This window comes from Microbacterium sp. ET2 (assembly GCF_030347395.1).
Classification (GTDB): Bacteria; Actinomycetota; Actinomycetes; order Actinomycetales; family Microbacteriaceae; genus Microbacterium; species Microbacterium albipurpureum.
Genome location: NZ_CP128170.1, coordinates 1,651,274 through 1,676,351, shown reverse-complemented (window position 1 = coordinate 1,676,351; position 25,078 = coordinate 1,651,274). Strand labels below are relative to the sequence as shown.

Genomic DNA, 25,078 nt, shown 5'->3' with positions numbered 1-25,078 from the left:
TCACGTGCTGCCGCTATATTTTTCGGTATGCCGAAAAATCGTGCGGCGCTCGCCGGTGCGCTCCCCACGGGGATGCTGGCGCTCGCCGTCGCGCTCGCGGGATGCGCCTCCGGCGCGGCGACCACCCCCGCTGACGACCGTCCCGTCGTCCTCACGACCTTCACGGTGCTCTCCGACATCGCCCAGAACGTCGCCGGCGACAACCTCCGCGTCGAGTCGCTCACCAAGGTCGGCGCCGAGATCCACGGGTACGAGCCGACCCCGGGCGATGTCCGCCGTGCCGCCGATGCCGACCTCGTCCTCGACAACGGGCTGGGCCTGGAGGCCTGGTTCGCCCAATTCGTCGAGTCGGTCGACGTGCCCCACGTCGTCGTCTCCGAGGGTGTCGAGCCGATCGACATCTCCGGTGACGCCTACGCGGGCCTGCCGAATCCGCACGCGTGGATGAGTCCGCTGAACGCTGCGATCTACGTCGACAACATGGTCGTCGCCTTCGGCGAACTCGATCCCGAGAACGCCGACGACTACGCCGCGAACGGCGAGGCGTACAAGGCCGAGCTGCAGGAGGTCTACGACGACCTCGTCAACGAGATCGATGCCGTCCCCCCGGCGGAGCGCGTGCTCGTCACCTGCGAGGGAGCGTTCTCGTACCTCGCGCGCGACGCCGGGCTCGAGGAGGCCTACATCTGGCCGGTCAACGCCGAGCAGCAGGCGACACCGCAGCGCATCGCCGCCGTCATCGAGCGGGTCGAGGACGATCGCCTCCCCGCGGTCTTCTGCGAATCCACGGTGTCCGATCGTCCGATGCAGCAGGTCGTCGAAGCGACCGGGGCCGCCTTCGGCGGCACCCTCTACGTCGATTCGCTCTCCGAACCCGACGGGCCCGTGCCGACCTACCTCGATCTCCTCCGTTACGACGCCGAGGTGGTCGCCGCGGGTCTGCGAGGGGAAAGCGGATGACGCATCCTATCGAGGTCTCCGACGTCACCGTCCGCTACGGTGACGTCGTCGCGCTCCGCGGTGTCTCGCTCGAGGTCGCCGCCGGCCGGGTCACCGGACTGATCGGCATGAACGGGTCAGGCAAGTCGACCCTCTTCGCCGCGATCGTGGGGCGCCTTCGCCCCGACAGCGGCTCGGTGCGCATCGACGGTGCCGACCCGGCGCGCGCCCGCCGTCGCGGGCTGGTCGGCTACGTCCCGCAGTCGGAGGCTGTCGACTGGTCGTTCCCGGTGTCGGTGCGCGACGTCGTGATGATGGGCCGCTACGGCCGGTTGGGTCCGATGCGCCGCGCCGGCGGAGCCGATCGCCGCGCGGTCGACGACGCCCTCGCCCGGGTCGAGCTCGACCAGCTCGCCGACCGGCAGATCGGCCGCCTGTCCGGCGGCCAGCGCAAGCGCGCGTTCGTCGCGCGGGCCATCGCGCAGGATGCCGGCATCCTGCTTCTGGACGAACCGTTCGCCGGCGTCGACAAGCGCTCCGAGGCGACGATCGTCAGCCTCCTCCGCGACCTCGCCGCGGCGGGCCGCACGGTCCTCGTCTCGACCCACGACCTCCACGCGCTTCCCGATCTCGCCGACGAGGCCGTGCTGCTGATGAATCGCGTCCTCTTCCACGGACCCGTCGCCGAGGCCCTCGAACCCGCGACCCTGGCACGCGCGTTCGGTCTCGAGGACCAGCCCCGCCAGCGGCAGCCCCGCGCGGAGGAGGACTCGCCGTGACTCCCCTCGACATCCTCCTCGAGCCCCTGCAGTACGACTTCATGGTGCGCGCGCTCGCGACCACCGTCGTCGCCGCGATCGTGTGCGCGCTGCTGTCGTGCTGGCTGGTGCTCGTGGGCTGGTCGCTCATGGGTGACGCGGTCTCGCACGCCGTGCTCCCCGGGGTGGTGCTCGCCTACGTCTTCGGCGCGCCCTTCGCGCTCGGGGCGCTGGTGTTCGGACTCCTCGCGGTCGCGCTCATCGGACTCATCCGCGGCACCAGCCGGGTCAAAGAGGATGCCGCGATCGGCATCGTCTTCACCACGCTCTTCGCCCTCGGCCTGGTCCTGATCTCGGTCACACCCAGCCAGACCGATCTCAGCCACATCATCTTCGGCAACATCCTCGGCATCTCCGACGCCGAGTTCGTGCAGATCCTCATCCTCGCGGTCGTCGCCTTCGCGGTGCTCATCGTCAAGCGTCGCGACCTCACGCTCTACGCCTTCGACCCGACGCACGCGTTCGCAATCGGGCTGTCGCCGCGCATGCTCGGCGCTCTCCTTCTCGGGGTGCTCGCCCTGACCGCCGTCGTCGCTCTCCAGGTGGTCGGCGTGATCCTCGTCGTGGCGATGCTCATCATCCCGGGCGCGACGGCGTACCTCCTCACCGACCGGTTCGGGCGCATGCTCGTCATCGCGCCGGTGGTCTCAGCGGCCGCGTCGGTCATCGGCATCTATCTGAGCTACTGGTTCGATGCGGCATCCGGGGGGCTCATCGTCCTGGTTCAGGGGATGTTCTTCACGCTGGCCTACCTGTTCGCGCCGCGGCAGGGCATCATCGGGCGTCGGATCGCGGCACGTCGAACGAGCCGCGAAGCCGCCGCGCCGGGCGGTCAGGGCGTATCGCCGGCGAGCACCCGCACGTCGGAGCCCTGACGCACGAACTTCAGCGGCGTGCCCTCGGGGAAGCGCTCGAGGAGTTCGGCGGGCATCCTCGGCTGCACACGGAACGACACCGACGCGGCGAAGGCGCCCACGCCGCAGCCGAGGAAGACCTGTCGCTGCGCCTCGCCGCCGCCGTCGCCGACCACCAGGAGGCATTCGTCGGTGCCGCCCCCGATCCACTCCTCGTTGCTGCTGAAGACGGTGAGGCCGTAGAACTCGTCGAACCCGCGCAGCGAGTCCGCCGGGATGCCGAGGAAGTCCGGCGGAGTGAAGCCGGGGTCTGGGGCGAGGGTGCCGATCTGCCGACCGCCGCCGGTGCGCTCGACGGTGGTCGCGCCGGCGACGACGATGACGGCGCCGATCGCCGCCGCCGCGATGAGCGAAGCGGCCCAGGGTGCGCGTCGCCGGGGGAACCAGGCGCGGATCGGCGGTCGTTCCGCCTCCGGGAGGAGGTCGGATGCCGCGAGCTCGACGCCCTCGGTCGTGGGGCGGTTCTCGGACTCCGGGCCGGGCGTCGCGGGCGTCGCGGGCGCCTCGGGCGTGGCAGCGGGCGCGGCTGCGTCTGCGGCGGATCCGTGAGCCGGTGGCCCCGGGTCTTCCGTCCGCTCGACCTCTCCGTGGACGGCGGCCTCGAGGGCGCGCAGCCGTGCCAGGGCGGCCGCATCGTCGGCGAGGTCGGCGTCGGGACCCCACGCCCGCTCCCGCAGGCGTCGGAGCTCTTCGTGAGTGGCGTCGGGCGTCATCCGCCGGCTCCGCTTGCTTGGACGGACGTCTCCTGTCCGACGAACACCCCCACGCGCGACCCGTCGAGCACGAATTGGAGCGGCGTGCCGACGGGGAACGCCGCGATGAGGTCGCGGGGCAGGCCCGGCGAGACCGTGAACTGAGCGGAAGCGGGGAATTCGCCCGCCCCGCACCCCACGAACAGTCGTCCCTGGAATGCCTGCGACTGCGAGCTGATGTCTCCGCCGGCGGTGATGACCAGGCACTGGTCCGATCCCGGCCCGAGCCACTTCTGGTCGCTGGCCATCACGACCATTCCGTAGAAGTCCTCGTAGCCGCGCACCGAGGACGCTTCGGGATCCATGAACAACGGCGCCTGGAAGTCCTCGACCACGGCCAAAGTCGCGACCTGGCGGATCTCGCCGCTCTCGGCGGCGGCGCCCATCACCCCCGCCGTGACGACCGCGCCGATGACGAGGGCGCCGATCAGCGAGGCCGCCCAGGTGACGGCCGGCCGAGGTCGCCGCGGGTGTCGGGGCTCGGCGTTACCGGTCGCGTCCGCGACATCCTCATCGATGGGGATCAGCAGGATGTCGGTGGCCGCACCCGTCGCGGAGGGATGCGGCGGCGAAACGCCCGGGCCGGCAAGTGGCGCCGGCGCAGGTGCGGGCGGGGGAGGAGGCGGGCTCGGCAGCGCGCGGGCTTCGAGCTCGTCGAGGCGTGCCAGTGCTCGGGCGTCGAGGTGGATATCGGCGTCGGGGCTGAAAGCGCGTCGGCGGAGAGAGCGGAGTTCTTCGGCCTCGCCGGCGTCCAGCGGTGCGGTGCCCCGTCGTGGACCGTCCTCCATGCCGTCAGCCTACGGCGGCGGGGAAGGGGCCGGGCCGGCGCGGGGAACGGGCGGGGAGGTGAACGTCGACCTGTGGCGACGCGTGAGTCGGTAGGACGGTTCTCTGGCGTTTCGGACCCACGTCGGCATCGTAGCCCCGGGAAGCATGTGCTGGCCTGCGTCGAAGTGGATGGGGGAGTCGCCGCCGCTTTCCGCGCTCCGCAACTCCAACTCGGCGAACGGGTGCCAGCGGCCTGCGGGTCGCGCGACGAGCAGGCGCAGGCGCCATGGCGTCTGTTGCACCGCGGCAGCGAGCTCCCCGAGGTCGACGGGAAGATCGCCGGGCGAAACAGTGACGGCTGCGATGAGCACGCTGCCGTGGGCGCCGTGGTGGGGCAGAAGGGTGGTGAGGCGTGCGCGTGACGGCGAGCCGTGGGCGCGCAGCGCGAAGCGGGCGGGGACGCCGAGCCCGGTGGAGGCCAACTCCAGATCGGCGAAGCCTTCCGGAGTGTGGAACCGTATTGCCAACCCGACGATGTCAGGCAGCGGCGCAGGAACCCCGAGGGAGCGCGACGCGCGGGCAGTCACCACCTGCGGCTCGGCGGGAGGCTCATCGATCCATCGGATGCCGCTTCCAGACGATCCGATCCAGTGCGACTGACCAAACAATGCCACGCCGTGCGGGTGGATCGGTCGCGGATGCCGAAACACCAGGATGCCCGCGAAGACTCTGCTGAGAAGCTGGCCGACGGCCAAGGAGATGCTGCGCATGCCCGCCTTCAGGGCGCGCGACGCCAGCGGTCTCGCCTTCTTGACCGTTGCGGCGTCAGGCGTGGGCGAGTTCCCGTACCGGTACTGCAACGGGATCCGCGGAAGCCTCGAACATGCGCGCGTCGAGATTGAGGCCGCCAGAGGAGCTGGCCTCTGCCGCGAGCCGCTGGAGGAGCGGTCCGTCGATCTTCTCGGCGTCGACCGTGCTGAAGGTGAAGCGAAGCGGGATCGCAGGATGTAGCCACAGCGTCGTCCGGCCCGGGGCTTCATCGTCGGTATGGCGCCACGTGATCGTGAAGGATTCGTTCCGCCTGAGCTTCGTCGCCGCCAGCACCTTCACGTGTGCGAGCATGCGGTCAGGCATCGAGATGGCCTGCGTGTCGCTACCGTAGTACAAGTAACCCATGTCCACTCCTTCGCCAGGCGAGCCCAGCGCTTGGGATCGAGGTGTCGACACCGGGAGCGAGCCAGTGGCGATGCGACCACGCTAACACAATGCTTCACCAATTTAGTTAAATTTGTGTAATACTCAGGGAGCGAACCCCACCGTACGAGTGCGGGCAGCAGGATGGAGGCGATGACGATCGCACGACAACCATCCGCTCTGCGGCGGGCGCTTTCCGGCTATGCCGACGCGCGCTCCGCCGCTTTCTCGCGGGCTCGCCGCGAGCTCAACATGGGCGACGGCGATGCGCGCGCGCTGATGTTCATCTGCGAGCGTCCGGGCGTTCGTGCAGCCGACATCGCGGCGTGCCTCGGCATCACGGCGGCCGGGACCACGGCGCTCATCGACCGACTGGTCGAGCGAGGCGTCGCGACCCGTGAATACGACCCTGACGATCGCCGCGCCATCCGGATCCAACCCGCCATCGATCTCTCGGATGACCCGTGGTCATCGCTCTGCCGCTTCGACGACGACTTCGACGAGGCCGTGGCAGGTCGCGACGTGGCGCGCATCGAGGAGCTGTCGACGCTCCTCGACGACCTCACGGCTGCCGTCTCATCTCGCTGAGACCCGGGGGTCCGGCTAGGGCTGGTCGCCTCCCAGATACTCCGCGGACTTGCGCTCGAGGAACTGGCAGAGCCGCGCGATGTAGGCGAGATCCTCGGCCAGGGCGCTGACCTGTTCGGGTGGCATCGACACGGGGGTCTCGCGCGGTTCGAAGCTCACCAGCCACCGCGAGGAGCCGGGTTGCTCGGGTCGGATCGCGGTCGTCGTGGAGAGCCGCTCGAACTGCACTCCCACGAGCCCGGTGTCCGCGCCGTCCGCCCCGTCCTGCGGAAGCACGCGCACCGTGCCCGCGAAGCCGGCGTGATCGCCCGAGGCGAGGAACTCCTCCAACCACCCCTGGAGGGTGGCAGCATTGCGGAAGGGCATGGGGAAACCGATCATTCGGAGGACGCGCTATCTGGATTATGCGTCACGTCGTGCCGCGGCGTTGCACAAAATCCGTCGAAGTCGCAGCGGAGCGGCGAATTTCTGGCGCAGAACATCATTCCTTGTGCGGGGAGCGTCGTCGGAGCCACTCCCGGACGCGCGTGACGAACGAGTCGGGTCGGGGAGGGGGGACCTCACCCCGACGCAGCATCGAGCCGTGGTCGCGAGTGATTTCCCTCGCACGCTCTCGACTCTCTATCGCCGTGGTGTCGCGGAGGGGAATGCGGATGTGCTCCTCAGCGGGCACCCCCGCCTGCAGCTCCCGTCCCCTCTCGATCTCGGCGTTCAGCTCTACTCCGAGCAGGAGGGCGACGTTGACCAGGAAGAGCCAGATCAGGAAGATCGTGACGCCGGCGAAGGCGCCGAACGTCTCGTTGTATCGGGCGAAGTTCGAGACGTAGAAGCCGAAACCGAGCGACGCTGCTCCCATCACCATCATCGCCAGAAGCGCGCCCAGTCCCAACCATCGGAACTTCGGCAGTCGGACATTCCCGGTGCCCTTGTAGAGGATCGCGATCACGACGACGAGCGCCACCGCGAAGATCGGCCACCGGAAGACGTTCCACGCCTCGACGGTCGCATCGCCGATGCCGAGCACGTCTCCGACGAGACGAAGCACAGGTCCGGACACCATCACGATGGCGATCATGATCGTGACGCTCGTGAGAAGCACGACGGTCACGAGGAGCTGGATCGGCTTCCGCTTCCAGTAGGGGCGACCTTCCGCCACGCCATAGATCCGATTGACGGATCTTCCGAAGGCAGTCACGTAGATCGAGGAGGACCACAGGGCGATGGCGACACTGACGATGAGGGTGACGTCGGCGCTGGATGAGCCGGTGACGTTCGTGAGGATGGCGTCCGCGGTGTCGGTGACGGCGCCGGGCGCGACCTGGCCGAGGAGCGTCAGCAACCGGTCTCGAACGGCGTCGCTGTCGCCGACGATGCCGACGACCGCCATGATGGCCAAGCCCGCGGGGAAGACAGCCAGCACGCCGAAGAAGGTCAGCGACCCCGCGGCATCCAGGCACTCATCCCGGATGAACTCGCTGATCGTGCGGCGGAGGAGGTAACGCCAAGTAGGGGAACGCAGGCGCGTCGCGCGCGTCGGCTCGCGGTCGTCGCCGGGGGTGTCCACGTCGGGCATGCGTGCCACGTTAGGCGGTGCGGTGCGACGGGGCGCTCTCTGACCGCATCCGGCGACGCGGACCCGCTCCGAGCCGAGAGCGACGGCCGGCGCACTCATCGAAGCGCGGCAGTTCGCCGTTCACAGTGGCGGTACGCCGGCCGTGACCGGCCCGTTCCACTACTCGCCTGGGCATTCGCGCAGGGCAGACTGATCGAAGGAGGGCGCAGGGCGAGCGCGTGCTTCCTCGGAGGTGTCGGCGACTCCGTTGCGCTGGATGTCATCGATCAGCCAGTCCATCTCGAGGATCTCGTTGCGCTGTGCGGCGCTGATCTCGGCGGCGAGTTCGCAGACGCGGACATCGAGGATCTGAGCGCGTTCGGAACGCGTGATGGCGAGGGAGTGATGAGGGATCATGGCGCTCATCCAGTCGGTATCGCCCACGGTGATCTGGCTGCGGTCAAGGGCGATTCCACCGCCGAGGAGCAGAAGGCTGACGGTGGTCACGGCGATGTTCGCCGTGACGCTCTTGTACATGTTGAGCATCCACGCGAGCATCACCAGCCCCATGGCGCCGCCCATGGTGAGGGCCATGAAGACGCGACTTTCGCTGAAGCGGACGTGGCTCCATTCCCAGGAGCCGACGAACATCACCCAGTACATGACGACCATTCCCGTGAGGATCATCGCCCCGAACCGTAGATACATCCTCCAGGACTTGGAAGACTCGGGCCGGCCGTGCTCTTCGGATGGTGAGTTGCTGTTGTTCCGCTCGGTGTTCGGGTGGTCGTTCGAGGTCATGACGTCTCCGATTCGGGAATCGCGCGGTGCCGTGTGGGTGTCGGGTTTCGACCGCCCTGGGTCCGCCGGCGGATGGCGGTTCGAGTGCGTCGCTGCACGCTAGGACAGGGGTCGACAGACTGCACACGGGGTTGACCCTCTGCGCCAGTGGGGTATGGGCAGCCAGGCGAGGCGGCGTCGCAAGGGGCTCGCTGGGAAAAGAAGAAACCCCCGTGCGTAGAAGCCACACGAGGGTCCCAGTGGCTCCGACGGGCGTCGATCCCGTGACCTCACGATTTTCAGTCGTGCGCTCTACCAACTGAGCTACAGAGCCGCGCGGCATCCGTATCGCGAACGACGCGATGCCACGTCCTAGACGAAAGGCCCTCTCGAAAGAAGGCCCGCCGCTTGGAGCGACCCTGACGGGACTTGAACCCGCGACCTCCGCCGTGACAGGGCGGCACGCTAACCAACTGCGCTACAGGGCCATGCTTATTCAATTGTGCCGTACGGAGTGACCCCAACGGGATTCGAACCCGTGCTACCGCCGTGAAAGGGCGGCGTCCTAGGCCGCTAAACGATGGGGCCGGATGAACGAACCCGGAGGCTCACTCGCCGACGCCCAAGCATACGCAATCCCCGGCGCTTGCGCCAATCGAGCTCTCGGATGCGGCCCCGACCCGCGCGTCGCGCGCACGGGAGGCGGGGGTGACGGCGACACTGAGCCGAGAGACAGACCGGAATCGACGGGCACGGTTCCGGTGATCACCGTTGCGATTGTGACTGATGTTGCTAATGTGATGCACGTCTACTTCTGCCTGTGCGCGAAGGAGAGGGCCTGTGGACTCCGACGCTATGCATGACGACTGCGGCTGCGCGCCCACCGCGCGCGAGAAGGCGATGCTCTGGCCCGACCTCAGCCGTCGCGGCCTGCTCGGGCTCGGAATCGTCGGCCTCGCCGCGGCGAGTGCGCTGGCCGGTCCCACCCTCGCTCCGGCCTTCGCCGTCGACTACCCCTCGTGGGACGACGTCGAGCGCGCCAAGCAGAACGAGGGCGCGAAGGCTGCGGAGATCACCCGTATCGAGGGGCTCATCGCCGGTCTCGCTGCGGATGTCGCCGCCAAGCAGGCCGAGGCGGTCCGCGCAGGCGACGAGTACTACGAGGCGCAGCAGGCCTTCTTCGAGGCCGCCTACCGCGCCGATGAGCTGCAGCGACAGGCGGACGAGCAGGCCGAGAAGGCCGCGGATGCCGCCAACAAGGCCGGCCGCGTGGCCGCCGAGCTGTATCGGAACGGCGGTGACGACACCTCGCTCGAGCTGTTCTTCGCCGGCTCCGCCGCTACGGCCGACGACCTCCTCGCCAAGCTCGGCACGATGGACAAGCTCGTCGAGCGCAACCGCGGGGTCTACGCCGAGGCGATCACCGCTCGCGACTCGGCGCAGAGCCTCAGCGACCAGGCCGCCGTACAGCGCGCGGAGCGCGACCGTCTGCAGAAGGAGGCGGAGCAGAAGATGGTGGCCGCCCAGGAAGCGGCCGCTGCCGCTGAGGCGGCGCTCGCTGCACAGCAGACGCACCGCGTCGAGCTCGAGGCTCAGCTGGCAGCCCTTCGCGACACGACCGCCAAGACGATCGCCGACTACCAGGCCGGCGTCGAGGCGCGTCGCAAGGCCGAGGAAGAGCGCAAGCGCCGTGAAGAGGAAGAGGCCCGCGCCCGCGCGGCCGAGGCCGCCCGCCTGGCTGAGGAGGAGCGCAAACGCCGCGAAGCCCAGCAGAACAGCGGGGGTGGCGGCGGAGGCGGCGGTGGCGGCGGTGGCGGCGGCGGCGGAGGTGGCGGCGGTAACGGCGGCGGCGTCGTCGGAACCGGCTGGGCTCGTCCGTCGTCGGGCTGGCGGTCCTCCGGCTACGGGTGGCGCACCAGTCAGTGCGGCCCGCAGGGATGTGCAAGCTCGTTCCACGCCGGGGTCGACCTCGCCGCCGGGTGCGGCGCAGGGATCTTCGCCGCATCAGCGGGCCGGGTGACGTACTCCGGATACAACGGCGGGTACGGCAATTACGTCCGCATCGATCACGGCGGCGGTATCGGCACCGGCTACGGGCACATGTCGGCGATCTACGTCGGCTACGGCCAGTGGGTCAACGCCGGCCAGCTGATCGGCGCGGAAGGCAACACCGGGCGCTCGTTCGGCTGCCATCTCCACTTCGAGTGCTATGTCAACGGCGGCACGACGAACCCGATCGACTTCATGGCCGCTCGGGGAATCGGCGTCTGACACACCCGGGCGCCGTCGTCGCGCGGTCAGCCGAGTGCCGGCCGCACCTCGTCCGCGATGCGCCGGGCCGCCCGGATGTCCGTGTCATCGGCGGCGTGAGCGTCGATCGCGCGCAGCGTGCGTGCGAGCTCGGCCCGCAGCACCTCGCGCTGGCCGTCATCGACGGTGCGACGGCCCACCTCGCCGTAGGCGCGGAGCAGCCGGCCGGCGACGAGTGGATCGCCGGATCCGTAGTGGCGGACACGGCCGAGGCTGAGCGCGACGAGCGACTCGAACGAGTCGTGCGCCGGAACGAGACGGACCGCACCTGTGTCATCCGCGAACGACGCCGGCAGGGGGCCGCGCGCGGCGATGTCCGCGAGGAGGTCGGCCAGATGCCCCACCGCGTACTCGGCCGTCGTCGGGTCGTTGACCCCGGGGGAGAGGGCCTTCATCGCGACGTCGGTGATCTGACGGATACCGAAGCTCACATCCTGTGAGGGAGTGGGCTCGTACGACAGGCTGAACTCTTCGCGCAGGCGGCCGTCGAGGCCGGCATCGGCGCGCGTCGGTTCACCCGAGCGCGGCCACCACCGGAGCAACGGCGATCCGGTCACCACGTTCGTGCCCGTCGGTGAGATCTCCTCGACGAGGATGTCGTGCTCGCGGGCGATCTCCACCAGCCCGGACCGATCGACCTCGGTGAGGAACCCCGAGGACTCCGCGCGCACCTCCCGTGCCTCCTGCGGCGTGCGGGGGGCGACGGCAGCAGGGCGCCCCGGCGCGGCATCCCACACCATCTTGATCGTGCGCGACGCCTCGCGGTGGGCGTCGCGCATCATCGTCTCGAGCCGAAGCTGCCGAGCCAGATGCCCGAGGAAGAAGGTCAGCATCACCACGCTGGTGAGCGTCAGGACGGATGCCACGGTGACCGCGATCCGAGGGACGAAGGCTCCCGCATCCTCGGTGGCGTCTTCGACCGTGCGCAGCACCGTCAATGCGTAGGCGAACGTGCCGATGAAGATCGCGAGGGTCGCGTGCACCATCCGGTCGGCGGCGAACATGCGCAGCAGTCGCGGCGAGCCCTGGCTGCTGGCGAGCTGCAGGGCGACGACGGTCAACGAGAACGTCAGTGACGTGACGGTGATGACCGATCCTGCGATCGCCGAGAGCACGGCACGCGCCGCTTCCACGCCGCCTCCGAACAGCAGCGCGGTGAAGGTGGCCGGCAGGTCTTCGTCGATCGCCCGGTCCACCTCGGGCAGCGCGACGCCGAGAAGGACGGCGACCACGGTCGCGGCGAGCGGGATCGGCCACAGCCGCGAGGCGATGGCTTCGGAGAGCGCGGCGGCGCGTGGCCCGAACCCGTTCCGCGCCACCGTCGCCCCAGCCTCAGTCTCGCGTGCTCGGCGATTCGCCCTCACCCTGGGTGCGGGTCTCGCCCTCGTGCTCTTCGAAGCGGACGAAGGCTTCGCTCACCAGGCGCTCGGCCTCGGCCGCACCCGCCCACTGGTCGACCTTGACCCACTTGTTCGGCTCGAGGTCCTTGTAGTGCTCGAAGAAGTGCCCGATCTCGTTCCTGGTGTACTCGGGGATGTCGTCGACGTCCTGGATGTGCGACCAGCGGGGATCCTTCGCGAGCACCGCGACGACCTTGTCGTCGCCGCCGGCCTCGTCGACCATCTTCAGCACGCCGACGGGGCGCACCTTCGCGAGGATGCCGGGCATGAGGTCCTGGTCGAGCAGCACCAGCACGTCCAGCGGGTCGCCGTCTTCGCCGAGAGTGTTCTCGAAGAACCCGTAGTTGGTCGGGTACCCCATCGGGGTGAAGAGGATGCGGTCGAGGAAGACCCGTCCGGTGCCGTGGTCGACCTCGTACTTGATCTTGCTGTTGCGCGGGATCTCGATGACGGCGTCGTATGCGCCCATGCCTGTGCTCCTTCAGAACGGTGGGTGGCCGGCGACCAGCCTAGTCGCGGCGCCCTCCGCGCTCAGGATCGTCGCAGCTGCACGACCGAGACGACGGCGATGGCGAGGCCGGCGACGATCATGAGCCAGCCGAGCACCGGTCCGCCATTCGTCAGGAGAGCGCCGACGCCGGCGGCGGCGAAGAGCAGCGAGATGACGAGACCGATGATCATGTAGAGCCGGTAGCGGGTGCGACCCATCTCGGATTCGGATTCCATGGCCACAACGTAGAGCCCCGCGTGCGCGCTGTCGACGGTCGCCACGCCGTCGGTGGGTAGCGTGAGGGCGTGACGTATCGACCCTCGCTCCAGCCGGCGGTCGCCGCCGTGCGGCTGGCTGTGCGCGGCGGCCTCGATGCGGTGACCGACGGCGACTCTGTGATCGTCGGACTCTCGGGTGGTGCCGACTCGCTTGCGCTCACCGCCGCGACCGTGTTCGAGGCTGCGCGACGTCGGATCACGGTGGTCGCGGTCACGGTCGATCACGGTCTGCAGGAGGGGTCGGTGGATGCCGCGGACGCGGCCCGCCGCGCCGCGGAGACCCTCGGGGCCACGGCCCGCGTGGTGCGGGTGGAGGTGGGCGCCGCGGGCGGGCCGGAGGCCGCGGCGCGCGATGCGCGCTACCGGGCGCTTCGGGACACGGCGCGGGAGGAGGGCGCCGCGGCGATCCTCACCGGTCACACCCTCGACGATCAGGCCGAGACCGTGCTGCTGGGCCTTGCCCGCGGCTCGGGCGCGGCGAGCCTGCAGGGCATGGCCGCAGCATCCGATCTCGACGGCGTACCGCTGCTGCGGCCGCTGCTGGGCCTGCGGCGCGAGACCACCCGGGCCGCCTGCGCAGCCGAGGGGCTCACCCCATGGGACGACCCGCACAACGCCGACGCGCGCTTCGCGCGCGTGCGGGTGCGCGAACGCGTGCTGCCGGTGCTCGAAGCCGAGCTCGGCCCGGGCATCGCCGAGGCGCTCGCGCGCACTGCCGAGCAGCTGCGCGAGGATGCGGCAGCCTTCGACGAGATGATCGACGAGACGATCGAGGACATCGTCGAGCACGCCGAGGCGGGCATCGCCGTGTCGATCGCGGCGCTCGCCGCCAATCCGCCCGCGCTCCGGCACCGGATCATCCGCCACGTCGTGGCCGCCGAGTTCGGCGAGAGCCTCACCCGCGCGCAGACGCTCGAGGTCGCGCGCCTGGTCACCGCCTGGTCGGGGCAGGGGCCCCTCGACCTGCCCGCGTGCCGCGCTGCGCGCGTCGGCGGCCGCGTGGTCTTCACCGCACGCTGACCGCGTCGGGCGCGGCGCCGGGGATGCCGGCGCTCGGCGCGCGACACGCAGCGCCGTAAGCTGGAGCGCATGCGCGCGGCCGACATCGAAGGCGACATCACCCGGGTTCTCGTCACCGAGGAGGAGATCCGCACCAGGCTCGACGAGATCGCGGCGCAGGTCGCCGCCGATTACGCGGGCAAGGACGTGGTGCTCGTCGGGGTGCTCAAGGGCGCGATCATGGTGATGGCGGACTTCTCCCGCGCGCTGCCGGTGTCGTACCCGATGGACTGGATGGCGGTGTCGTCCTACGGGGCCGGAACCCGCTCGAGCGGGGTGGTGCAGATCCGGAAGGATCTCGACACCGACCTGCACGACAAGCACGTGCTCATCGTCGAGGACATCATCGATTCCGGCCTCACGCTCCGCTGGCTGCTGGACAACTTCTCCTCCCGCGGGGTCGCCTCCGTCGAGGTCTTCGCGCTCTTCCGCAAGCCGGAAGCCGCCAAGGTGCACGTGGACTGCAAGTACGTCGGATTCGACATCCCGAACGACTTCGTGATCGGGTACGGCCTCGACTTCGCCGAGAAGTACCGCAACCTCCGCGATGTCGCGGTGCTCGCACCGCACGTGTACGCCTGACCGCCGGCAGGTCACGCGTCGATTCCGCCCACGACGAACGCACAGGCCGGGCATAGAGACCCCGCGTTACCCTGAGTTCACCGTCACCGCGGCTCCCGCCGCGCTCACGGCTCGTCGAGGAAGGGATCGGGCCCCGCCCGCACCATGAACCTGAAGAAGATCACCAGGAATCCCCTGTTCTACATCGTGCTGATCGGGATCTTCCTGATCGTGGGCTTCTCGCTGATCTCGAGCCTGGGCGGAGCGAAGCAGATCTCCACGCAGGAGGGCCTGGAACTCCTCGACGGCGGCACGGTGACCGAGGTTCTCAACACCGACGGCGACCAGCGGGTCGACCTCACCCTCGCCGAGCCCTATGAGGGCGCCACCGAGGTGCAGTTCTACTACGTCCAGGCCCGCGCCGAAGAGGTCGTCAACGCCATCAACTCCGCCGACCCCGCTGACGGCTTCAACGACTCCGTGCCGCAGCCGTCGTGGTTCGACGGGTTCCTGTCGCTGATGATCCCGCTGCTGCTGCTGGGTCTGCTGTTCTGGTTCCTGCTCTCCAGCGCCCAGGGCGGCGGCAGCAAGGTCATGCAGTTCGGCAAGTCGCGCGCGAAGCTCGTGACCAAGGAGATGCCGCAGGTCACCTTCGTCGATGTCGCCGGTGCCGATGAGGCCATCGAGGAGATGCAGGAGATCAAGGACTTTCTGAAGGACCCGGCCAAGTTCCAGGCGGTCGGTGCCCGCATCCCGAAGGGCGTGCTGCTGTACGGCCCTCCCGGAACCGGCAAGACATTGCTCGCCCGCGCCGTCGCCGGTGAGGCGGGCGTCCCCTTCTACTCGATCTCGGGGTCGGACTTCGTCGAGATGTTCGTCGGCGTCGGCGCCAGCCGCGTGCGCGACCTGTTCAACCAGGCCAAGGAGAACGCTCCCGCCATCATCTTCATCGACGAGATCGATGCCGTCGGCCGCCACCGCGGTGCCGGCATGGGCGGCGGTCACGACGAGCGCGAGCAGACCCTGAACCAGATGCTCGTCGAGATGGACGGCTTCGATCCGAAGGCGAACGTCATCGTCATCGCAGCGACGAACCGCCCCGACATCCTCGACCCGGCGCTTCTGCGCCCCGGTCGATTCGACCGCCAGATCGGCGTCGACGCGCCCGACCTCAAGGGCCGGCAGAAGATCCTGCAGGTGCACGGTCGCGGCAAGCCCCTCGCCGACAGCGTCGACCTCGAGGTCGTCGCCCGCAAGACCCCCGGCTTCACCGGCGCCGACCTCGCGAACGTGCTGAACGAGGCGGCACTGCTGACCGCCCGCTCCAACGCCCAGCTGATCGACAACCGCGCGCTCGACGAGGCGATCGACCGCGTCATCGCCGGTCCGCAGCGGCGCACCCGCGTGATGCGCGACAAGGAGAAGCTGATCACCGCGTACCACGAGGGCGGGCACGCCCTGGCCGCGGCGGCGATGAACCACACCGACCCGGTGACGAAGGTCACGATCCTCCCGCGTGGCAAGGCCCTCGGCTACACGATGGTCCTCCCGCTCGACGACAAGTACTCGGTCACTCGCAACGAGCTGCAGGATCAGCTGACGTATGCCATGGGCGGCCGGGTCGCTGAGGAGGTCGTCTTCCACGACCCCACCACCGGCGCCTCGAACGACATCGAGAAGGCCACGAGCATCGCGCGCAAGATGGTGACCGAGTACGGGATGACCACGCAGGTGGGCCCGGTCAAGCTCGGCCAGTCCTCGGGCGAGGTGTTCATGGGCCGCGACATGGGCCACGGCCGCGACTTCAGCGAGCGCATCGCCGAGCGGGTCGACGCCGAGGTGCGCGCACTCATCGAGCAGGCGCACAACGAGGCGTACGAGGTCATCAACGCCAACCGCGACGTCCTCGACAAGCTCGCCCTGGCGCTGCTCGAGAAGGAGACGTTGGATCACATCGAACTCGCCGAGATCTTCTCCGACATCACCAAGCTCCCGCCACGTCCGCAGTGGCTCTCCAGCAGCGACCGGCCCGTCTCGACGCTTCCCCCCGTCGACGTGCCGCGACGCGCGGAGCCCGCGGGCGTGGCGGCTTCCGTCGAGGCGGAGGAGCCTGCCGCCGAGAAGGCGCCGCGTCGCCGGCCGAGCGGACAGGCGCGTCCGGCGACCGCGTAGGCTCGGCCTGTGGCCGTTGATCGAGAGCGCGTCGCCGCGCTCGTGACCGAGCTTCTGTCGGCGATCGGGGAGGATCCCGACCGTCCGGGGCTGAAGCTCACGCCGCAGCGCGTCGCCGACGCATACGCCGAGTTCTTCTCCGGGGTGGGGGAGGACCCCGCCGAGCCGCTCTCGCACACCATCTCGGTCAGCCGAGGTCCTGCCCCTGACACGCTGCCCTCGGGGGCGGTGATGCTCCGCGACATCCACTTCCGCTCCGTCTGCGAGCATCACCTGCTGCTCTTCCGCGGCAAGGCCCACATCGCCTACCTGCCGGGGGAGCAGGTGGTGGGTCTCGGCGCGCTGCCGAAGGTCGTCGACGTGCTCGCCTCGCGCCCGCAGGTGCAGGAGCGCCTGGGCGAGCAGATCGCCGACACCATCTGGGACGCGCTCGACACCCGAGGCGTGCTCGTCGTGCTCGAGGCAACCCACGGGTGCGTCACCTTCCGCGGAGAGCGCCAGCGCGACGCCTCCACGGTGACGATCGCCGCGCGGGGCGAGTTCACCGACCCGATCTCACGGACCGAGCTGATGCTGCTCATGGGGGCGCCGCGCGAATGACCGTCGTCATGGGCATCGTCAACGTCACGCCCGACTCCTTCAGCGACGGCGGACGCTACTTCGCGCAGGACGCCGCGATCGCACGCGGCCGCGTCCTCCGGGCCGCCGGCGCCGACATCCTCGACATCGGCGGCGAATCGACCCGGCCCGGTGCCCATCGGGTCGACCCGGGTGTCGAGCAGGAGCGCGTGCTCCCCGTCATCAGCGCGCTGGCGGCCGAGGGCGCGACGGTGAGCATCGACACCATGAACGCCTCCACCGCCGTGGCCGCCGTCGAGGCGGGGGCTGCGATCGTCAACGACGTCTCGGGTGGCCTCGCCGATCCCGCGATGCTCCCGGCCGTCGCCGGGTCGGGCGCCGAGTTCGTCGTCGGCCACTGGCGGGGTCCCTCGAGCGACATGTACGCCCGCGCCGAGTACGGCGACGTCGTCCGCGAGGTGGTCACCGAACTGTCGGCGCGCCTGGAGGCCGCGGCGATCGCCGGCATCGCGCCGTCCCGCGTCATCCTCGATCCGGGCATCGGGTTCGGCAAACGCGGCGATCAGAACTGGTCGGTGCTGAGCGGGCTCCCGCGCATCCTCGGCATCGGCCCCCGGGTGCTCATCGGAACGAGCCGCAAGCGATTCCTCGCCGAGACGCTCGTCTCCGGCGGCGCCGCAGGTGCGCCGACCGCGACGCTCGACGACGCATCCGAAGAACGGCGCGACCTCGCGACGGCCGTCACGAGCGCGCTCGCTGCGCGTGAGGGGGTGTGGGGCGTTCGCGTGCACGACGTCCGCGCCACCCGAGATGCGCTGCTCATCGCGGAGGCGTGGGAGGGAGACCGCCGGTGGACGGCGACACGATCACGCTGACGGGCCTGCGGGTCTTCGGATACCACGGCGTCTACGACGACGAGCGGCGTGACGGTCAGGACTTCGTCATCGACCTTGCTCTGACGCTCGACACCCGCCCCGCAGCGAGCAGCGACGACGTCTCCGACACCGTGCACTACGGCGAGCTCGCCGAAGAGGTCGCCGCGATCGTCGCGGGCGATCCGGTGAACCTGCTCGAGACGCTCGCCCATCGGATCGCCCGCGCGGTGCTCGGGCGTCCCCTCGTCTCGGCCGTGCGCGTCACCGTCCACAAGCCGCAGGCGCCGATCCCGCTGACCTTCGCCGACGTGTCGGTGACGATCACGCGTGTGCGACCCGATGAAGGAGGGCATGCCCATGAGTCGTCGACTGGCTGAGGGTCTGAAGACGGATGCGACGCCCCGGCGTCGCGACGAGGCGATCGCCGTCGTCGCGCTCGGGTCGAACCTGGGCGATCGCGCGGGCATCCTCGACGCGGCGCTGACCGACCTCGCCCGGCTGCCGCTCGTCACCCACGTGAAGACCGCGACGCCGATCGAGTCGGTGGCCCTGACGCCGGACGGGCCCGACACCGAGGCCCCCGCCTACCTCAACTCGGTGGCACTGCTCACCACGCGCCTCGCACCCACCGTGCTGCTCGGCTACCTGCACGCCATCGAAGCGCGGCACGGCCGTGAGCGGGGGGCCCGCTGGGCCGACCGCACGCTCGACCTCGACCTCATCGCCTACGGCGAGGTCACCAGCGACGGGCCCGTGCTGATCCTCCCGCACCCCCGCGCGGCGGAGCGGGACTTCGTCCTCGAGCCCTGGCTGCAGGTCGACCCCGATGCGGTGCTCCCGGGGGTCGGCCCTGTCGCCGACATCCTCGCCCGCCTGCGGGGACCCTCGTGAGGCGCACGCGCCCGCTCGTCCTCGTCATCGTCGCCGTCCTGGGCGTCGCGGTCGGGTTCGCGATCGACCAGGCACTCACCGCGGCCGGACGGGCGACTTTCACTCCCGCCGTGTCCCTGCCGATCCTCCTGGTGCTGCTGGCCGCCGTGATCGTCGCCCTCGCGGTGCCGATCCGCCGCGCGACGCGGGGAGCCGCTGCCCCGGTGGATCCGTTCCGGGCGCTGCGCATCGCGGTGCTCGCGAAGGCGTCGAGCCTGGTCGGGGCGATCGTGACGGGAATCGCGGGCGGCCTGGCGCTGTTCCTGCTCACCCGGCCCGTTCCGCCCTCGATAGGCTCATTGGGGGCTGTCATCGCGACGGCCCTGTGCGCGGTGCTGCTGGTGGTCGCGGGCCTGGTCGCAGAGCAGTTCTGCACGATCCGGAAGGACGACGATGACGAACAGCCCGGAGGCTCCGACCCCGGACTCGAACCCGGCGGACACTGAGCGGGCCGCCGTGGCCTTCGACGCCGCGCCGACCCCGCCGGCGGCCGCGCCGCTCGAAGCGGATCAGGTCCGCCAGGATGACCACGATCCTGCGGTGTTCACCGGGGGTGCCTTCGATCGCATCGTCGAGCCGCGCTCGGAGAACCGTCTCCCCCTCGGGGACGGCACCTGGTACCAGCTGGCGAAGGCCTATGTGCGGGTGCAGCTCATCACGACCGGGTTCTTCTTCCTGCTCGTGCTCGTCGCCGGCCTCGTCGCGGTGTTCGCGTTCGACATCCGCTGGCTGATGATCCCCGCCGGGATCCTCCTCGTCATCCTTGCCGCGGTGCTCGTCGTGACACCCCGGCAGGCGCGCTCGTACGGCTACCAGCTCCGCCGCGACGATCTCGTGTTCCGCCGCGGCATCCTGTGGCAGCGCATCGTCGCCGTTCCCTACGGCCGGATGCAGCTGGTCGACATCACCCATGGCCCCCTGGATCGCGGCTTCGGCATCGCCCAGCTGAAGATCGTCACCGCGGCGGCCGTGTCGGGAGTGACGCTCCCCGGACTCACGCAGGAAGCAGCCGAGCAGCTGCGCGACACTCTCATCGATGTCGCCGAGACCCGCCGGACGGGACTGTGACGAGCGCTCCCGCGCCGACGCGCTCGCCGCTCAGCGACGGCGACTGGCACCGCCTGCATCCGTTCACTCCGCTGCTGCGGGGCGGGCTGACACTCGTCATCATCGCCGGCATCCTCATCGCGAACTTCCGCGACCGTCTCATCCAGGGGGTCGTGCCGATCTTCGTCCCCGAAGTCGACCCGGGCGACTTCGAGACCGGTGATCCGCTGGACTTCATCTTCGAGCGCGGGCTCATCCTCGCCGCTCTCGGCGCGGTGATCGTCGTTGTCGTCGTGCTCGTCGGCGTCTTCTACCTGTCGTGGCGGTTCCACACCTTCCGGATCACCGGCGACGATGTCGAGGTGCGCAGCGGTGTGCTGTTCCGCACCCAGCGGCGCGCCCCGCTGGATCGGGTGCAGGGGGTCAACCTCACCAGGCCCATGATCGCCCGGCTCATGGGTATGGCCAAGCTCGAGGTCGTCGGCGCCGGCACCGACGGGAACGTCAAGCTCGAGTACCTCTCCACCGCCAACGCCGAGGCGGTGCGGGCCGACATCCTGCGGCTCGCCTCAGGACGACGCCTCGCCGAAGCCCGCCAGGCGGCCGCGGCGGCGGGCGGCGGCCGGGTGTCGGCGGCGGCGTCGACCGTCGCGGCCGGGCTCACCGAGATGATCGAGGGGGCGGAGGATCCCGCCGACGAGCCCGACTCGGTGGTGAACATCCCGGTCGGGCGCCTTATCGCCTCGCACCTGCTCGACGGTTCGCTGCTGTTCCTCATCGTGCTCGTCGCGGCGATCGTGGTGGCCTCGATTCTCGGAACGCCGTGGCTGCTGCTGACCGCCATCCCCGCTCTTCTCGGTTTCGGGGCGTACTGGGTGCGCACGATCACGAGGTCGCTGCGCTACTCGATCGCCCCCACCTCGAGCGGCGTGCGCATCACCTTCGGCCTGTTCACCACCGTCACCGAGACGCTGCCGCCGGGTCGCATCCATGCCCTTGAGATCAGCCAGCCGATCCTGTGGCGGCCGGCCGGATGGTGGGCGATCACCGTCAATCGGCTGTCCGGACGAGGTCTCGAGGCTGCGGGGACCGACCAGTTCGCCACGGTCCTCCCGGTGGGAAATCGCACCGACGTGGAGCGCGTCCTGCAGCTTCTGCTGCCGCACCTGCCGCGCGAGGAGTGGCCGCTGGTGTTCCGGCACGGCGTGCTCGGGCCGGAGGACGGCGACCCCTACGTGACCACGCCGCGCCGCGCCGCCTGGCTCCGGCCCACCAGCTGGCGGCGCAACGGCGCCTTCGTCACGCCCGACGTGCTGTTCGTGCGCCGAGGGTTCATCTGGCGCAAGCTCGCCCTCTTCCCGCTCGCGCGCATGCAGAGTCTCGCGATCGCGCAGGGGCCCGTCGACCGCGCACTCGGTGTCGCGAATCTGCAGGTGCACACCGTCGTCGGTCGGGTGAGCGGATCGCTCGGCATCATCGATCGGGATGACGCGGTGTCGCTGTTCGAGCGCACCGAGGCGGCGGCGATCGTGGCGGCTGCGAACGACCGCAGCCACCGGTGGGCGGGGGACGAGGCGCCAGATGAGGTCGCGGTGACCGTCGGAGCTGCGGCCCCGCCGCCGGAGGTGCCTGGACCGGTCGCATCGACGGACCCGGGCCGCACGGAGGAGGTGTCGCGGTGAGGCGTGACGGACGACTCGGCGTGGGCATCATCGGAGCGGGTCGGGTCGGTCCCGTGATGGGCGCCGCTCTCCGCGGCGCCGGTCACGCGATCGTCGGCATCACCGCCGGCTCCGACCGCGACCGCGTCGACGCGGTGCTGCCCGATGTGCCGGTGCTCGACCCGGTCGAGCTCATCGCGGGGAGCGACCTGGTCGTGATCGCGGTCCCGAGAACCGAGCTTCCGGGCCTCGTCGCGGGCCTCGCCGCGCTGGACGCCTGGCGGCCGGGCCAGCTGGTGCTGCACACCGACGCCTCGTACGGGATCGAGGTGCTCCAGCCGGCGACGGCGCGCGGCGCCATCCCGCTGGCAATTCATCCCGCGATCGCCTTCACCGGGTCATCCATCGATCTGCGGCAGCTGACCCACGCCTACGCGGCGGTCACCGCGCCGGCGCCGGTTCTCCCGATCGCGCAGGCGCTCGCGGTCGAGCTCGGCTGCGAGCCGGTCGAGGTGGCCGAGGACCAGCGACCGCTGTACGCCGAGGCGATCTCGACCGCGACGGAGTTCTCCCGCTCGATCATCGCCCAGGCGGCCGACCTGCTCTCCCGCGCCGGGGTCGAGGATCCCGGACTCTACCTCTCGAACCTCGTGCACACGACGATCGACCACGCGCTGACGCGGGCCGACGCCCCGGTGATCGAGCCACCCGGGGCGTCGTCGCCCGACGCCTGACCCGGCGCAAGGTCAGCCGCGGAGCGCGGACAGCTCGGCGAACTCCTCGGCGGTGAGCTCGAGGGCGCCGCCCTGCATGTTGTCCTCGAGGTGAGCGACGCTGGACGTGCCGGGAATCGGGAGCATGACGGGCGAGCGCCTCAGCAGCCACGCGAGAGCGATCTGCGCGGGGGTCGCGTTCTTCTGCGCAGCGATGTCGGTGAGCGGCGAGTCGGCTCCGGTGAGACCACCGGTCGCGAGCGGGAACCACGGGATGAACCCGATGCCCTGCTCCTCGGACCAGTCGAGAAGGTCTTCCGCGTCGCGCGTCTGCAGGTTGTAGAGGTTCTGGACGGTGACGATCTCTGCGATCTTCTGCGCCTCCTTCACCTCGTCGATCGTGACCTCCGACAGGCCGATGTGGCGGATCTTGCCCTCGTCCTGGAGCGCCTTCAGCTCGCCGACCTGGTCTTCGAGCGGCACCTTCGGGTCGATGCGGTGCAGCTGGAAGAGGTCGATGCGCTCGAGCCCGAGCCGGCGGAGGCTCATCTCCGCACCCTGGCGCAGGAACTCGGGGCGACCGAGCGGCGGCCAGACGTTGGGGGCCGTGCGGGTCAGGCCCGATTTGGTCGCGATGAGGATGTCGTCGGCGTAGGGGTGAAGCGCCTCCTTCAGAAGCTCCTCGGCGACGTAGGGGCCGTAGGACTCGGCGGTGTCGAAGAAGTTCACGCCGAGCTCGACCGCCCGGCGCAGGACGCGGATCGCCTCGTCGTGGTCCTTCGGCGGTCCCCAGACCCCGGGCCCGGTGAGCTGCATGGTCCCGTAGCCGAGGCGGTTGACCTCGAGGTCGCCGCCGATGCGGAAGGTGCCGGATGACTGTGCAGGCTGCGTGATGTTCGTCATGGAGGGGTCAAGCGCTCCGCGGCGCCCGAGCATTCCCGGGCGCCGCGGCGGCGCTCACTCCTCGTCCCAGGGGAGCTTCACCAGCGGCAGCACGTACACCCGTCCCGCGATGGCGGTCGGATGCTTGGTCATGAGGCCCGCGACGTCGTCGATCGACTCCGCGGTGATGATGTCGTACCCGGCGAACCATTCGGTGAACTCCGGGAAGGGTCCGTCGGTGATGAGGGCGCGGCCGTCGCGGACGACCACCGACTTCGCCTGATCGGCCGGCGCTGTCGGCGCGCCGCTCTGCAGCATCCCCTTCGCTTCGCCGTCGGCGAGCCAGCCCTCGAGCATGCGCTGGTCTTCCTCGCGGGGGACATCGGTGCCGCTGGGGTCGGTCATGTGGATGACCAGGTACCTGTTGCTCATCTGCTTCTCTCTCGTGTGATGATGCGGGGCCTGAACGGCCTCTGTCGAACAAGCGACGATCGGGGAGCGTCGGATACGACACCCGGTGGATGATTCATCCGCGCGTCGTCACATCGACACCGTCGCGGCGCGCGGTCAACAGCTCCGCCATCGCGGGCGTCGGCGCGAGCGAGATCGCACGTTCGTACGCGTCGAGGGCCTCGAAAGGTGCGCCGCTCGACGCCAGGAGGTGGGCCCGGACCGAGTGGAGGGCGTAGTGCCCGGCGAGGGCGTCGTCGTGCCGCGCGAGGACGACCAAGCCCGCCTCGGGGGAGTCGGCCTCGGCGACGGCGAGGGCGTGATTGACGCCCACCATGGGGCTCGGGTCGACCCGCTCGAGCATCTCGTAGAGCGTGACGATCTGCGACCAGTCGGTGCTTCCGGCATCGGTGGCGTGCGCGTGGACGAGATGGATGGCGGCGAGCAGCTCGAAACGGCCGAGGGGGATGCCGCTGGCGCGGGCTTGTCGCTTCCGCTCGCCGAGGAGCGCGTCGGCCTCCTCGATGAGGTCGCGGTCCCACGCGCCGCGGTCTTGCTCGGCGAGGGTCACGAGTGCGCCGTCGTCGCTGATCCGGGCGGGGGTGCGGGCGATCGAGGCGAGGAGGAGGGCGAGGAGCCCGGTGACGTCGCCGTCGCCGGGAAGCAGCGCGTGCAGTTCGCGTGCGAGCCGGAGCGCCTCGGCGAGGAGGTCGAGCCGCAGCCGGTCGGTGGCGTCGCCGGTGGCCGTGTAGCCCTGCGTGTACATCAGCGAGAGCACGGCCACCACGGCGGCCGCGCGATCAGGAAGGTCGCTCGCCTCGGGAACCCGGAACGGGACGCGCGCCGCGCCGATCTTCGCCTTCCCCCGGGTGATCCGCTGCGCAATCGTCGTCGGCGGCACGAGGAACATCCGCGCGATCTGCTCGACGGTGAGACCGACGATGACACGGAGGGTCAGAGCCACCTGGGTCTCGAGGCCGAGGACCGGATGACAGCACGCGAAGAGCAGCCGCAGGCGATCGTCCGCGACCGCGCCCACCGGTTCGGCGGGGGAGTCGTCTGCGAGGAGCAGGGCCTCCCGGTGCTTGTCGTCACGCCGGGCCTCGCGCCGGAGGCGGTCGATGGCCCTCCGATGCGCCGTCGTGGTGATCCAGGCACCCGGATTCGGAGGCACACCGTCGACGGCCCACCGCTCCACGGCGACGGCGAACGCTTCGGCCGCGACCTCTTCGGCGAGATCGAGGTCGCCGAAGCGGCGGGCGAGCCCCGCGACGATCCGGCCCCATTCCGCACGGTGGACCTCGGCGAGCGCGACGTCGGCGTCCTGTCGCTGGGGCATGGTGTCCATTGGACACGACGATCCTGT

General features: G+C 70.1%; 29 protein-coding genes and 3 tRNA genes. 16 read left to right on the top strand and 16 right to left on the bottom strand.

The features are described 5' to 3' along the window. The first annotated feature begins 27 nt into the window (after nucleotides 1-27). The 3 genes from QSU92_RS08095 to QSU92_RS08085 are packed head-to-tail and all read left to right on the top strand — an operon-like array spanning nucleotide 28 to nucleotide 2,632. On the top strand, nucleotides 28-960 hold the full coding sequence (locus QSU92_RS08095; RefSeq protein ID WP_289265669.1) for a metal ABC transporter substrate-binding protein: 933 nt from the start codon (nucleotides 28-30) through the stop codon (nucleotides 958-960). Continuing rightward, nucleotides 957-1,718, top strand: a complete 762-nt coding sequence (locus QSU92_RS08090) for a metal ABC transporter ATP-binding protein (protein ID WP_289265668.1) — start codon at nucleotides 957-959, stop codon at nucleotides 1,716-1,718. Before QSU92_RS08095 ends, QSU92_RS08090 begins: the two co-directional genes overlap by 4 nt. After that, nucleotides 1,715-2,632, top strand: a complete 918-nt coding sequence (locus QSU92_RS08085) for a metal ABC transporter permease (RefSeq protein WP_289265667.1) — start codon at nucleotides 1,715-1,717, stop codon at nucleotides 2,630-2,632. Before QSU92_RS08090 ends, QSU92_RS08085 begins: the two co-directional genes overlap by 4 nt. On the opposite strand, the gene QSU92_RS08080 is transcribed toward QSU92_RS08085, so the two are convergent. From QSU92_RS08080 to QSU92_RS08065, 4 genes are read right to left on the bottom strand one after another with little or no spacing between them, the layout of a single operon-like run. After that, nucleotides 2,590-3,384 (bottom strand): hypothetical protein, encoded by a 795-nt coding sequence (locus tag QSU92_RS08080; protein WP_289265666.1) that lies wholly within the window; start codon nucleotides 3,382-3,384, stop codon nucleotides 2,590-2,592. The genes QSU92_RS08085 and QSU92_RS08080 overlap by 43 nt on opposite strands. Beyond that, on the bottom strand, nucleotides 3,381-4,211 hold the full coding sequence (locus QSU92_RS08075; protein ID WP_289265665.1) for a hypothetical protein: 831 nt from the start codon (nucleotides 4,209-4,211) through the stop codon (nucleotides 3,381-3,383). The genes QSU92_RS08080 and QSU92_RS08075 overlap by 4 nt, the downstream gene beginning before the upstream one ends. Nucleotides 4,212-4,220: 9 nt before the next feature. Beyond that, the gene (locus tag QSU92_RS08070) at nucleotides 4,221-4,961 is read right to left on the bottom strand and encodes a hypothetical protein (RefSeq protein ID WP_289265664.1); all 741 of its coding nucleotides are present in this window, start codon (nucleotides 4,959-4,961) and stop codon (nucleotides 4,221-4,223) included. Between the two features lie 55 nt (nucleotides 4,962-5,016). Continuing rightward, nucleotides 5,017-5,367, bottom strand: coding sequence for a DUF7882 family protein (locus QSU92_RS08065; protein ID WP_289265663.1), 351 nt, complete (start codon nucleotides 5,365-5,367; stop codon nucleotides 5,017-5,019). A gap of 171 nt (nucleotides 5,368-5,538) precedes the next feature. Here QSU92_RS08065 and QSU92_RS08060 point away from each other — a divergent pair, with 171 nt between their 5' ends. Then, nucleotides 5,539-5,973 (top strand): MarR family winged helix-turn-helix transcriptional regulator, encoded by a 435-nt coding sequence (locus QSU92_RS08060; RefSeq protein WP_289265662.1) that lies wholly within the window; start codon nucleotides 5,539-5,541, stop codon nucleotides 5,971-5,973. Between the two features lie 15 nt (nucleotides 5,974-5,988). On the opposite strand, the gene QSU92_RS08055 is transcribed toward QSU92_RS08060, so the two are convergent. The 6 genes from QSU92_RS08055 to QSU92_RS08030 all read right to left on the bottom strand — a co-directional run bounded on the left by QSU92_RS08055 (nucleotide 5,989) and on the right by QSU92_RS08030 (nucleotide 8,893). Next, complete coding sequence (locus tag QSU92_RS08055; RefSeq protein ID WP_289265661.1) at nucleotides 5,989-6,354, bottom strand: hypothetical protein; 366 nt, start codon at nucleotides 6,352-6,354, stop codon at nucleotides 5,989-5,991. A gap of 100 nt (nucleotides 6,355-6,454) precedes the next feature. Further along, entirely contained in the window at nucleotides 6,455-7,546 is a 1,092-nt protein-coding gene (locus QSU92_RS08050) for a YihY/virulence factor BrkB family protein (RefSeq protein ID WP_289265660.1), read from the bottom strand. A 159-nt stretch (nucleotides 7,547-7,705) separates the two neighbouring features. Beyond that, nucleotides 7,706-8,326 (bottom strand): DUF305 domain-containing protein, encoded by a 621-nt coding sequence (locus tag QSU92_RS08045; RefSeq protein WP_289265659.1) that lies wholly within the window; start codon nucleotides 8,324-8,326, stop codon nucleotides 7,706-7,708. Between the two features lie 240 nt (nucleotides 8,327-8,566). Continuing rightward, nucleotides 8,567-8,639: transfer RNA gene (locus QSU92_RS08040), tRNA-Phe, on the bottom strand. Nucleotides 8,640-8,719: 80 nt separating this feature from the next. After that, nucleotides 8,720-8,793, bottom strand: a tRNA-Asp gene (locus QSU92_RS08035). Nucleotides 8,794-8,820: 27 nt separating this feature from the next. Next, a tRNA-Glu gene (locus tag QSU92_RS08030) sits at nucleotides 8,821-8,893 on the bottom strand. A gap of 267 nt (nucleotides 8,894-9,160) precedes the next feature. Here QSU92_RS08030 and QSU92_RS08025 point away from each other — a divergent pair. Then, nucleotides 9,161-10,576: a peptidoglycan DD-metalloendopeptidase family protein gene (locus QSU92_RS08025; protein ID WP_289265851.1), complete on the top strand. Its 1,416-nt coding sequence runs from the start codon at nucleotides 9,161-9,163 to the stop codon at nucleotides 10,574-10,576. 26 nt (nucleotides 10,577-10,602) lie between these two features. On the opposite strand, the gene QSU92_RS08020 is transcribed toward QSU92_RS08025, so the two are convergent. The 3 genes from QSU92_RS08020 to QSU92_RS08010 all read right to left on the bottom strand — a co-directional run bounded on the left by QSU92_RS08020 (nucleotide 10,603) and on the right by QSU92_RS08010 (nucleotide 12,741). Continuing rightward, a complete protein-coding gene (locus QSU92_RS08020; RefSeq protein ID WP_289265657.1) occupies nucleotides 10,603-11,934 on the bottom strand; it encodes a DUF2254 domain-containing protein in 1,332 nt (443 codons plus the stop codon). Nucleotides 11,935-11,947: 13 nt separating this feature from the next. After that, nucleotides 11,948-12,484: an inorganic diphosphatase gene (gene ppa / locus QSU92_RS08015; RefSeq protein WP_289265656.1), complete on the bottom strand. Its 537-nt coding sequence runs from the start codon at nucleotides 12,482-12,484 to the stop codon at nucleotides 11,948-11,950. A 62-nt stretch (nucleotides 12,485-12,546) separates the two neighbouring features. After that, a complete protein-coding gene (locus QSU92_RS08010) occupies nucleotides 12,547-12,741 on the bottom strand; it encodes a hypothetical protein (protein ID WP_289265655.1) in 195 nt (64 codons plus the stop codon). Between the two features lie 69 nt (nucleotides 12,742-12,810). Between QSU92_RS08010 and tilS the strand changes: the two genes are divergently transcribed. The 11 genes from tilS (at nucleotide 12,811) to QSU92_RS07955 (ending at nucleotide 22,401) form a co-directional block, all read left to right on the top strand. Then, a complete protein-coding gene (tilS, locus tag QSU92_RS08005) occupies nucleotides 12,811-13,803 on the top strand; it encodes a tRNA lysidine(34) synthetase TilS (RefSeq protein WP_289265654.1) in 993 nt (330 codons plus the stop codon). A 69-nt stretch (nucleotides 13,804-13,872) separates the two neighbouring features. Further along, a complete protein-coding gene (gene hpt, locus QSU92_RS08000; RefSeq protein ID WP_289265653.1) occupies nucleotides 13,873-14,424 on the top strand; it encodes a hypoxanthine phosphoribosyltransferase in 552 nt (183 codons plus the stop codon). Between the two features lie 144 nt (nucleotides 14,425-14,568). Continuing rightward, a complete protein-coding gene (gene ftsH / locus QSU92_RS07995) occupies nucleotides 14,569-16,575 on the top strand; it encodes an ATP-dependent zinc metalloprotease FtsH (protein WP_289265652.1) in 2,007 nt (668 codons plus the stop codon). Between the two features lie 9 nt (nucleotides 16,576-16,584). Beyond that, on the top strand, nucleotides 16,585-17,175 hold the full coding sequence (gene folE / locus QSU92_RS07990) for a GTP cyclohydrolase I (RefSeq protein ID WP_289265651.1): 591 nt from the start codon (nucleotides 16,585-16,587) through the stop codon (nucleotides 17,173-17,175). Further along, complete coding sequence (folP, locus tag QSU92_RS07985) at nucleotides 17,172-18,029, top strand: dihydropteroate synthase (RefSeq protein WP_289265650.1); 858 nt, start codon at nucleotides 17,172-17,174, stop codon at nucleotides 18,027-18,029. Before folE ends, folP begins: the two co-directional genes overlap by 4 nt. Further along, entirely contained in the window at nucleotides 18,005-18,406 is a 402-nt protein-coding gene (folB, locus tag QSU92_RS07980) for a dihydroneopterin aldolase (protein WP_289265649.1), read from the top strand. Before folP ends, folB begins: the two co-directional genes overlap by 25 nt. Continuing rightward, nucleotides 18,387-18,920, top strand: coding sequence for a 2-amino-4-hydroxy-6-hydroxymethyldihydropteridine diphosphokinase (folK, locus tag QSU92_RS07975; RefSeq protein WP_289265648.1), 534 nt, complete (start codon nucleotides 18,387-18,389; stop codon nucleotides 18,918-18,920). Before folB ends, folK begins: the two co-directional genes overlap by 20 nt. Continuing rightward, nucleotides 18,917-19,405: a DUF3180 domain-containing protein gene (locus QSU92_RS07970; RefSeq protein WP_289265647.1), complete on the top strand. Its 489-nt coding sequence runs from the start codon at nucleotides 18,917-18,919 to the stop codon at nucleotides 19,403-19,405. Before folK ends, QSU92_RS07970 begins: the two co-directional genes overlap by 4 nt. Further along, nucleotides 19,353-20,027: a PH domain-containing protein gene (locus tag QSU92_RS07965; protein WP_289265646.1), complete on the top strand. Its 675-nt coding sequence runs from the start codon at nucleotides 19,353-19,355 to the stop codon at nucleotides 20,025-20,027. The genes QSU92_RS07970 and QSU92_RS07965 overlap by 53 nt, the downstream gene beginning before the upstream one ends. Then, nucleotides 20,024-21,688, top strand: coding sequence for a PH domain-containing protein (locus tag QSU92_RS07960; RefSeq protein ID WP_289265645.1), 1,665 nt, complete (start codon nucleotides 20,024-20,026; stop codon nucleotides 21,686-21,688). The genes QSU92_RS07965 and QSU92_RS07960 overlap by 4 nt, the downstream gene beginning before the upstream one ends. Further along, entirely contained in the window at nucleotides 21,685-22,401 is a 717-nt protein-coding gene (locus QSU92_RS07955) for a Rossmann-like and DUF2520 domain-containing protein (RefSeq protein ID WP_289265644.1), read from the top strand. The genes QSU92_RS07960 and QSU92_RS07955 overlap by 4 nt, the downstream gene beginning before the upstream one ends. A 12-nt stretch (nucleotides 22,402-22,413) precedes the next feature. Here the strand turns inward: QSU92_RS07955 and QSU92_RS07950 are convergent, their stop codons facing one another. The 3 genes from QSU92_RS07950 to QSU92_RS07940 form a co-directional block, all read right to left on the bottom strand. Then, the gene (locus QSU92_RS07950) at nucleotides 22,414-23,283 is read right to left on the bottom strand and encodes an aldo/keto reductase (RefSeq protein WP_289265643.1); all 870 of its coding nucleotides are present in this window, start codon (nucleotides 23,281-23,283) and stop codon (nucleotides 22,414-22,416) included. A 54-nt stretch (nucleotides 23,284-23,337) separates the two neighbouring features. After that, a complete protein-coding gene (locus QSU92_RS07945) occupies nucleotides 23,338-23,694 on the bottom strand; it encodes a YciI family protein (RefSeq protein ID WP_289265642.1) in 357 nt (118 codons plus the stop codon). A 94-nt stretch (nucleotides 23,695-23,788) separates the two neighbouring features. Then, a complete protein-coding gene (locus QSU92_RS07940; RefSeq protein ID WP_289265641.1) occupies nucleotides 23,789-25,051 on the bottom strand; it encodes an RNA polymerase sigma factor in 1,263 nt (420 codons plus the stop codon). Nucleotides 25,052-25,078: the final 27 nt, after the last annotated feature.

What these genes read in the sequence shown, in the direction of transcription:
- QSU92_RS07945 (WP_289265642.1), bottom strand. Translation starts at nt 23,694, where the DNA reads ATGAGCAACAGGTACCTGGTCATCCACATGACCGACCCCAGCGGCACC.
- QSU92_RS08050 (WP_289265660.1), bottom strand. Translation starts at nt 7,546, where the DNA reads ATGCCCGACGTGGACACCCCCGGCGACGACCGCGAGCCGACGCGCGCG.
- QSU92_RS08045 (WP_289265659.1), bottom strand. Translation starts at nt 8,326, where the DNA reads ATGACCTCGAACGACCACCCGAACACCGAGCGGAACAACAGCAACTCA.
- QSU92_RS07950 (WP_289265643.1), bottom strand. Translation starts at nt 23,283, where the DNA reads ATGACGAACATCACGCAGCCTGCACAGTCATCCGGCACCTTCCGCATC.
- QSU92_RS08010 (WP_289265655.1), bottom strand. Translation starts at nt 12,741, where the DNA reads ATGGAATCCGAATCCGAGATGGGTCGCACCCGCTACCGGCTCTACATG.
- QSU92_RS08060 (WP_289265662.1), top strand. Translation starts at nt 5,539, where the DNA reads ATGACGATCGCACGACAACCATCCGCTCTGCGGCGGGCGCTTTCCGGC.
- QSU92_RS08090 (WP_289265668.1), top strand. Translation starts at nt 957, where the DNA reads ATGACGCATCCTATCGAGGTCTCCGACGTCACCGTCCGCTACGGTGAC.
- QSU92_RS08095 (WP_289265669.1), top strand. Translation starts at nt 28, where the DNA reads ATGCCGAAAAATCGTGCGGCGCTCGCCGGTGCGCTCCCCACGGGGATG.
- QSU92_RS08025 (WP_289265851.1), top strand. Translation starts at nt 9,161, where the DNA reads ATGCATGACGACTGCGGCTGCGCGCCCACCGCGCGCGAGAAGGCGATG.
- QSU92_RS08065 (WP_289265663.1), bottom strand. Translation starts at nt 5,367, where the DNA reads ATGGGTTACTTGTACTACGGTAGCGACACGCAGGCCATCTCGATGCCT.
- QSU92_RS07940 (WP_289265641.1), bottom strand. Translation starts at nt 25,051, where the DNA reads ATGCCCCAGCGACAGGACGCCGACGTCGCGCTCGCCGAGGTCCACCGT.
- QSU92_RS08075 (WP_289265665.1), bottom strand. Translation starts at nt 4,211, where the DNA reads ATGGAGGACGGTCCACGACGGGGCACCGCACCGCTGGACGCCGGCGAG.
- QSU92_RS08055 (WP_289265661.1), bottom strand. Translation starts at nt 6,354, where the DNA reads ATGATCGGTTTCCCCATGCCCTTCCGCAATGCTGCCACCCTCCAGGGG.
- QSU92_RS07965 (WP_289265646.1), top strand. Translation starts at nt 19,353, where the DNA reads ATGACGAACAGCCCGGAGGCTCCGACCCCGGACTCGAACCCGGCGGAC.
- ppa (WP_289265656.1), bottom strand. Translation starts at nt 12,484, where the DNA reads ATGGGCGCATACGACGCCGTCATCGAGATCCCGCGCAACAGCAAGATC.
- QSU92_RS08070 (WP_289265664.1), bottom strand. Translation starts at nt 4,961, where the DNA reads ATGCGCAGCATCTCCTTGGCCGTCGGCCAGCTTCTCAGCAGAGTCTTC.
- folP (WP_289265650.1), top strand. Translation starts at nt 17,172, where the DNA reads ATGACCGTCGTCATGGGCATCGTCAACGTCACGCCCGACTCCTTCAGC.
- QSU92_RS08080 (WP_289265666.1), bottom strand. Translation starts at nt 3,384, where the DNA reads ATGACGCCCGACGCCACTCACGAAGAGCTCCGACGCCTGCGGGAGCGG.
- folK (WP_289265648.1), top strand. Translation starts at nt 18,387, where the DNA reads ATGAGTCGTCGACTGGCTGAGGGTCTGAAGACGGATGCGACGCCCCGG.
- ftsH (WP_289265652.1), top strand. Translation starts at nt 14,569, where the DNA reads ATGAACCTGAAGAAGATCACCAGGAATCCCCTGTTCTACATCGTGCTG.
- hpt (WP_289265653.1), top strand. Translation starts at nt 13,873, where the DNA reads ATGCGCGCGGCCGACATCGAAGGCGACATCACCCGGGTTCTCGTCACC.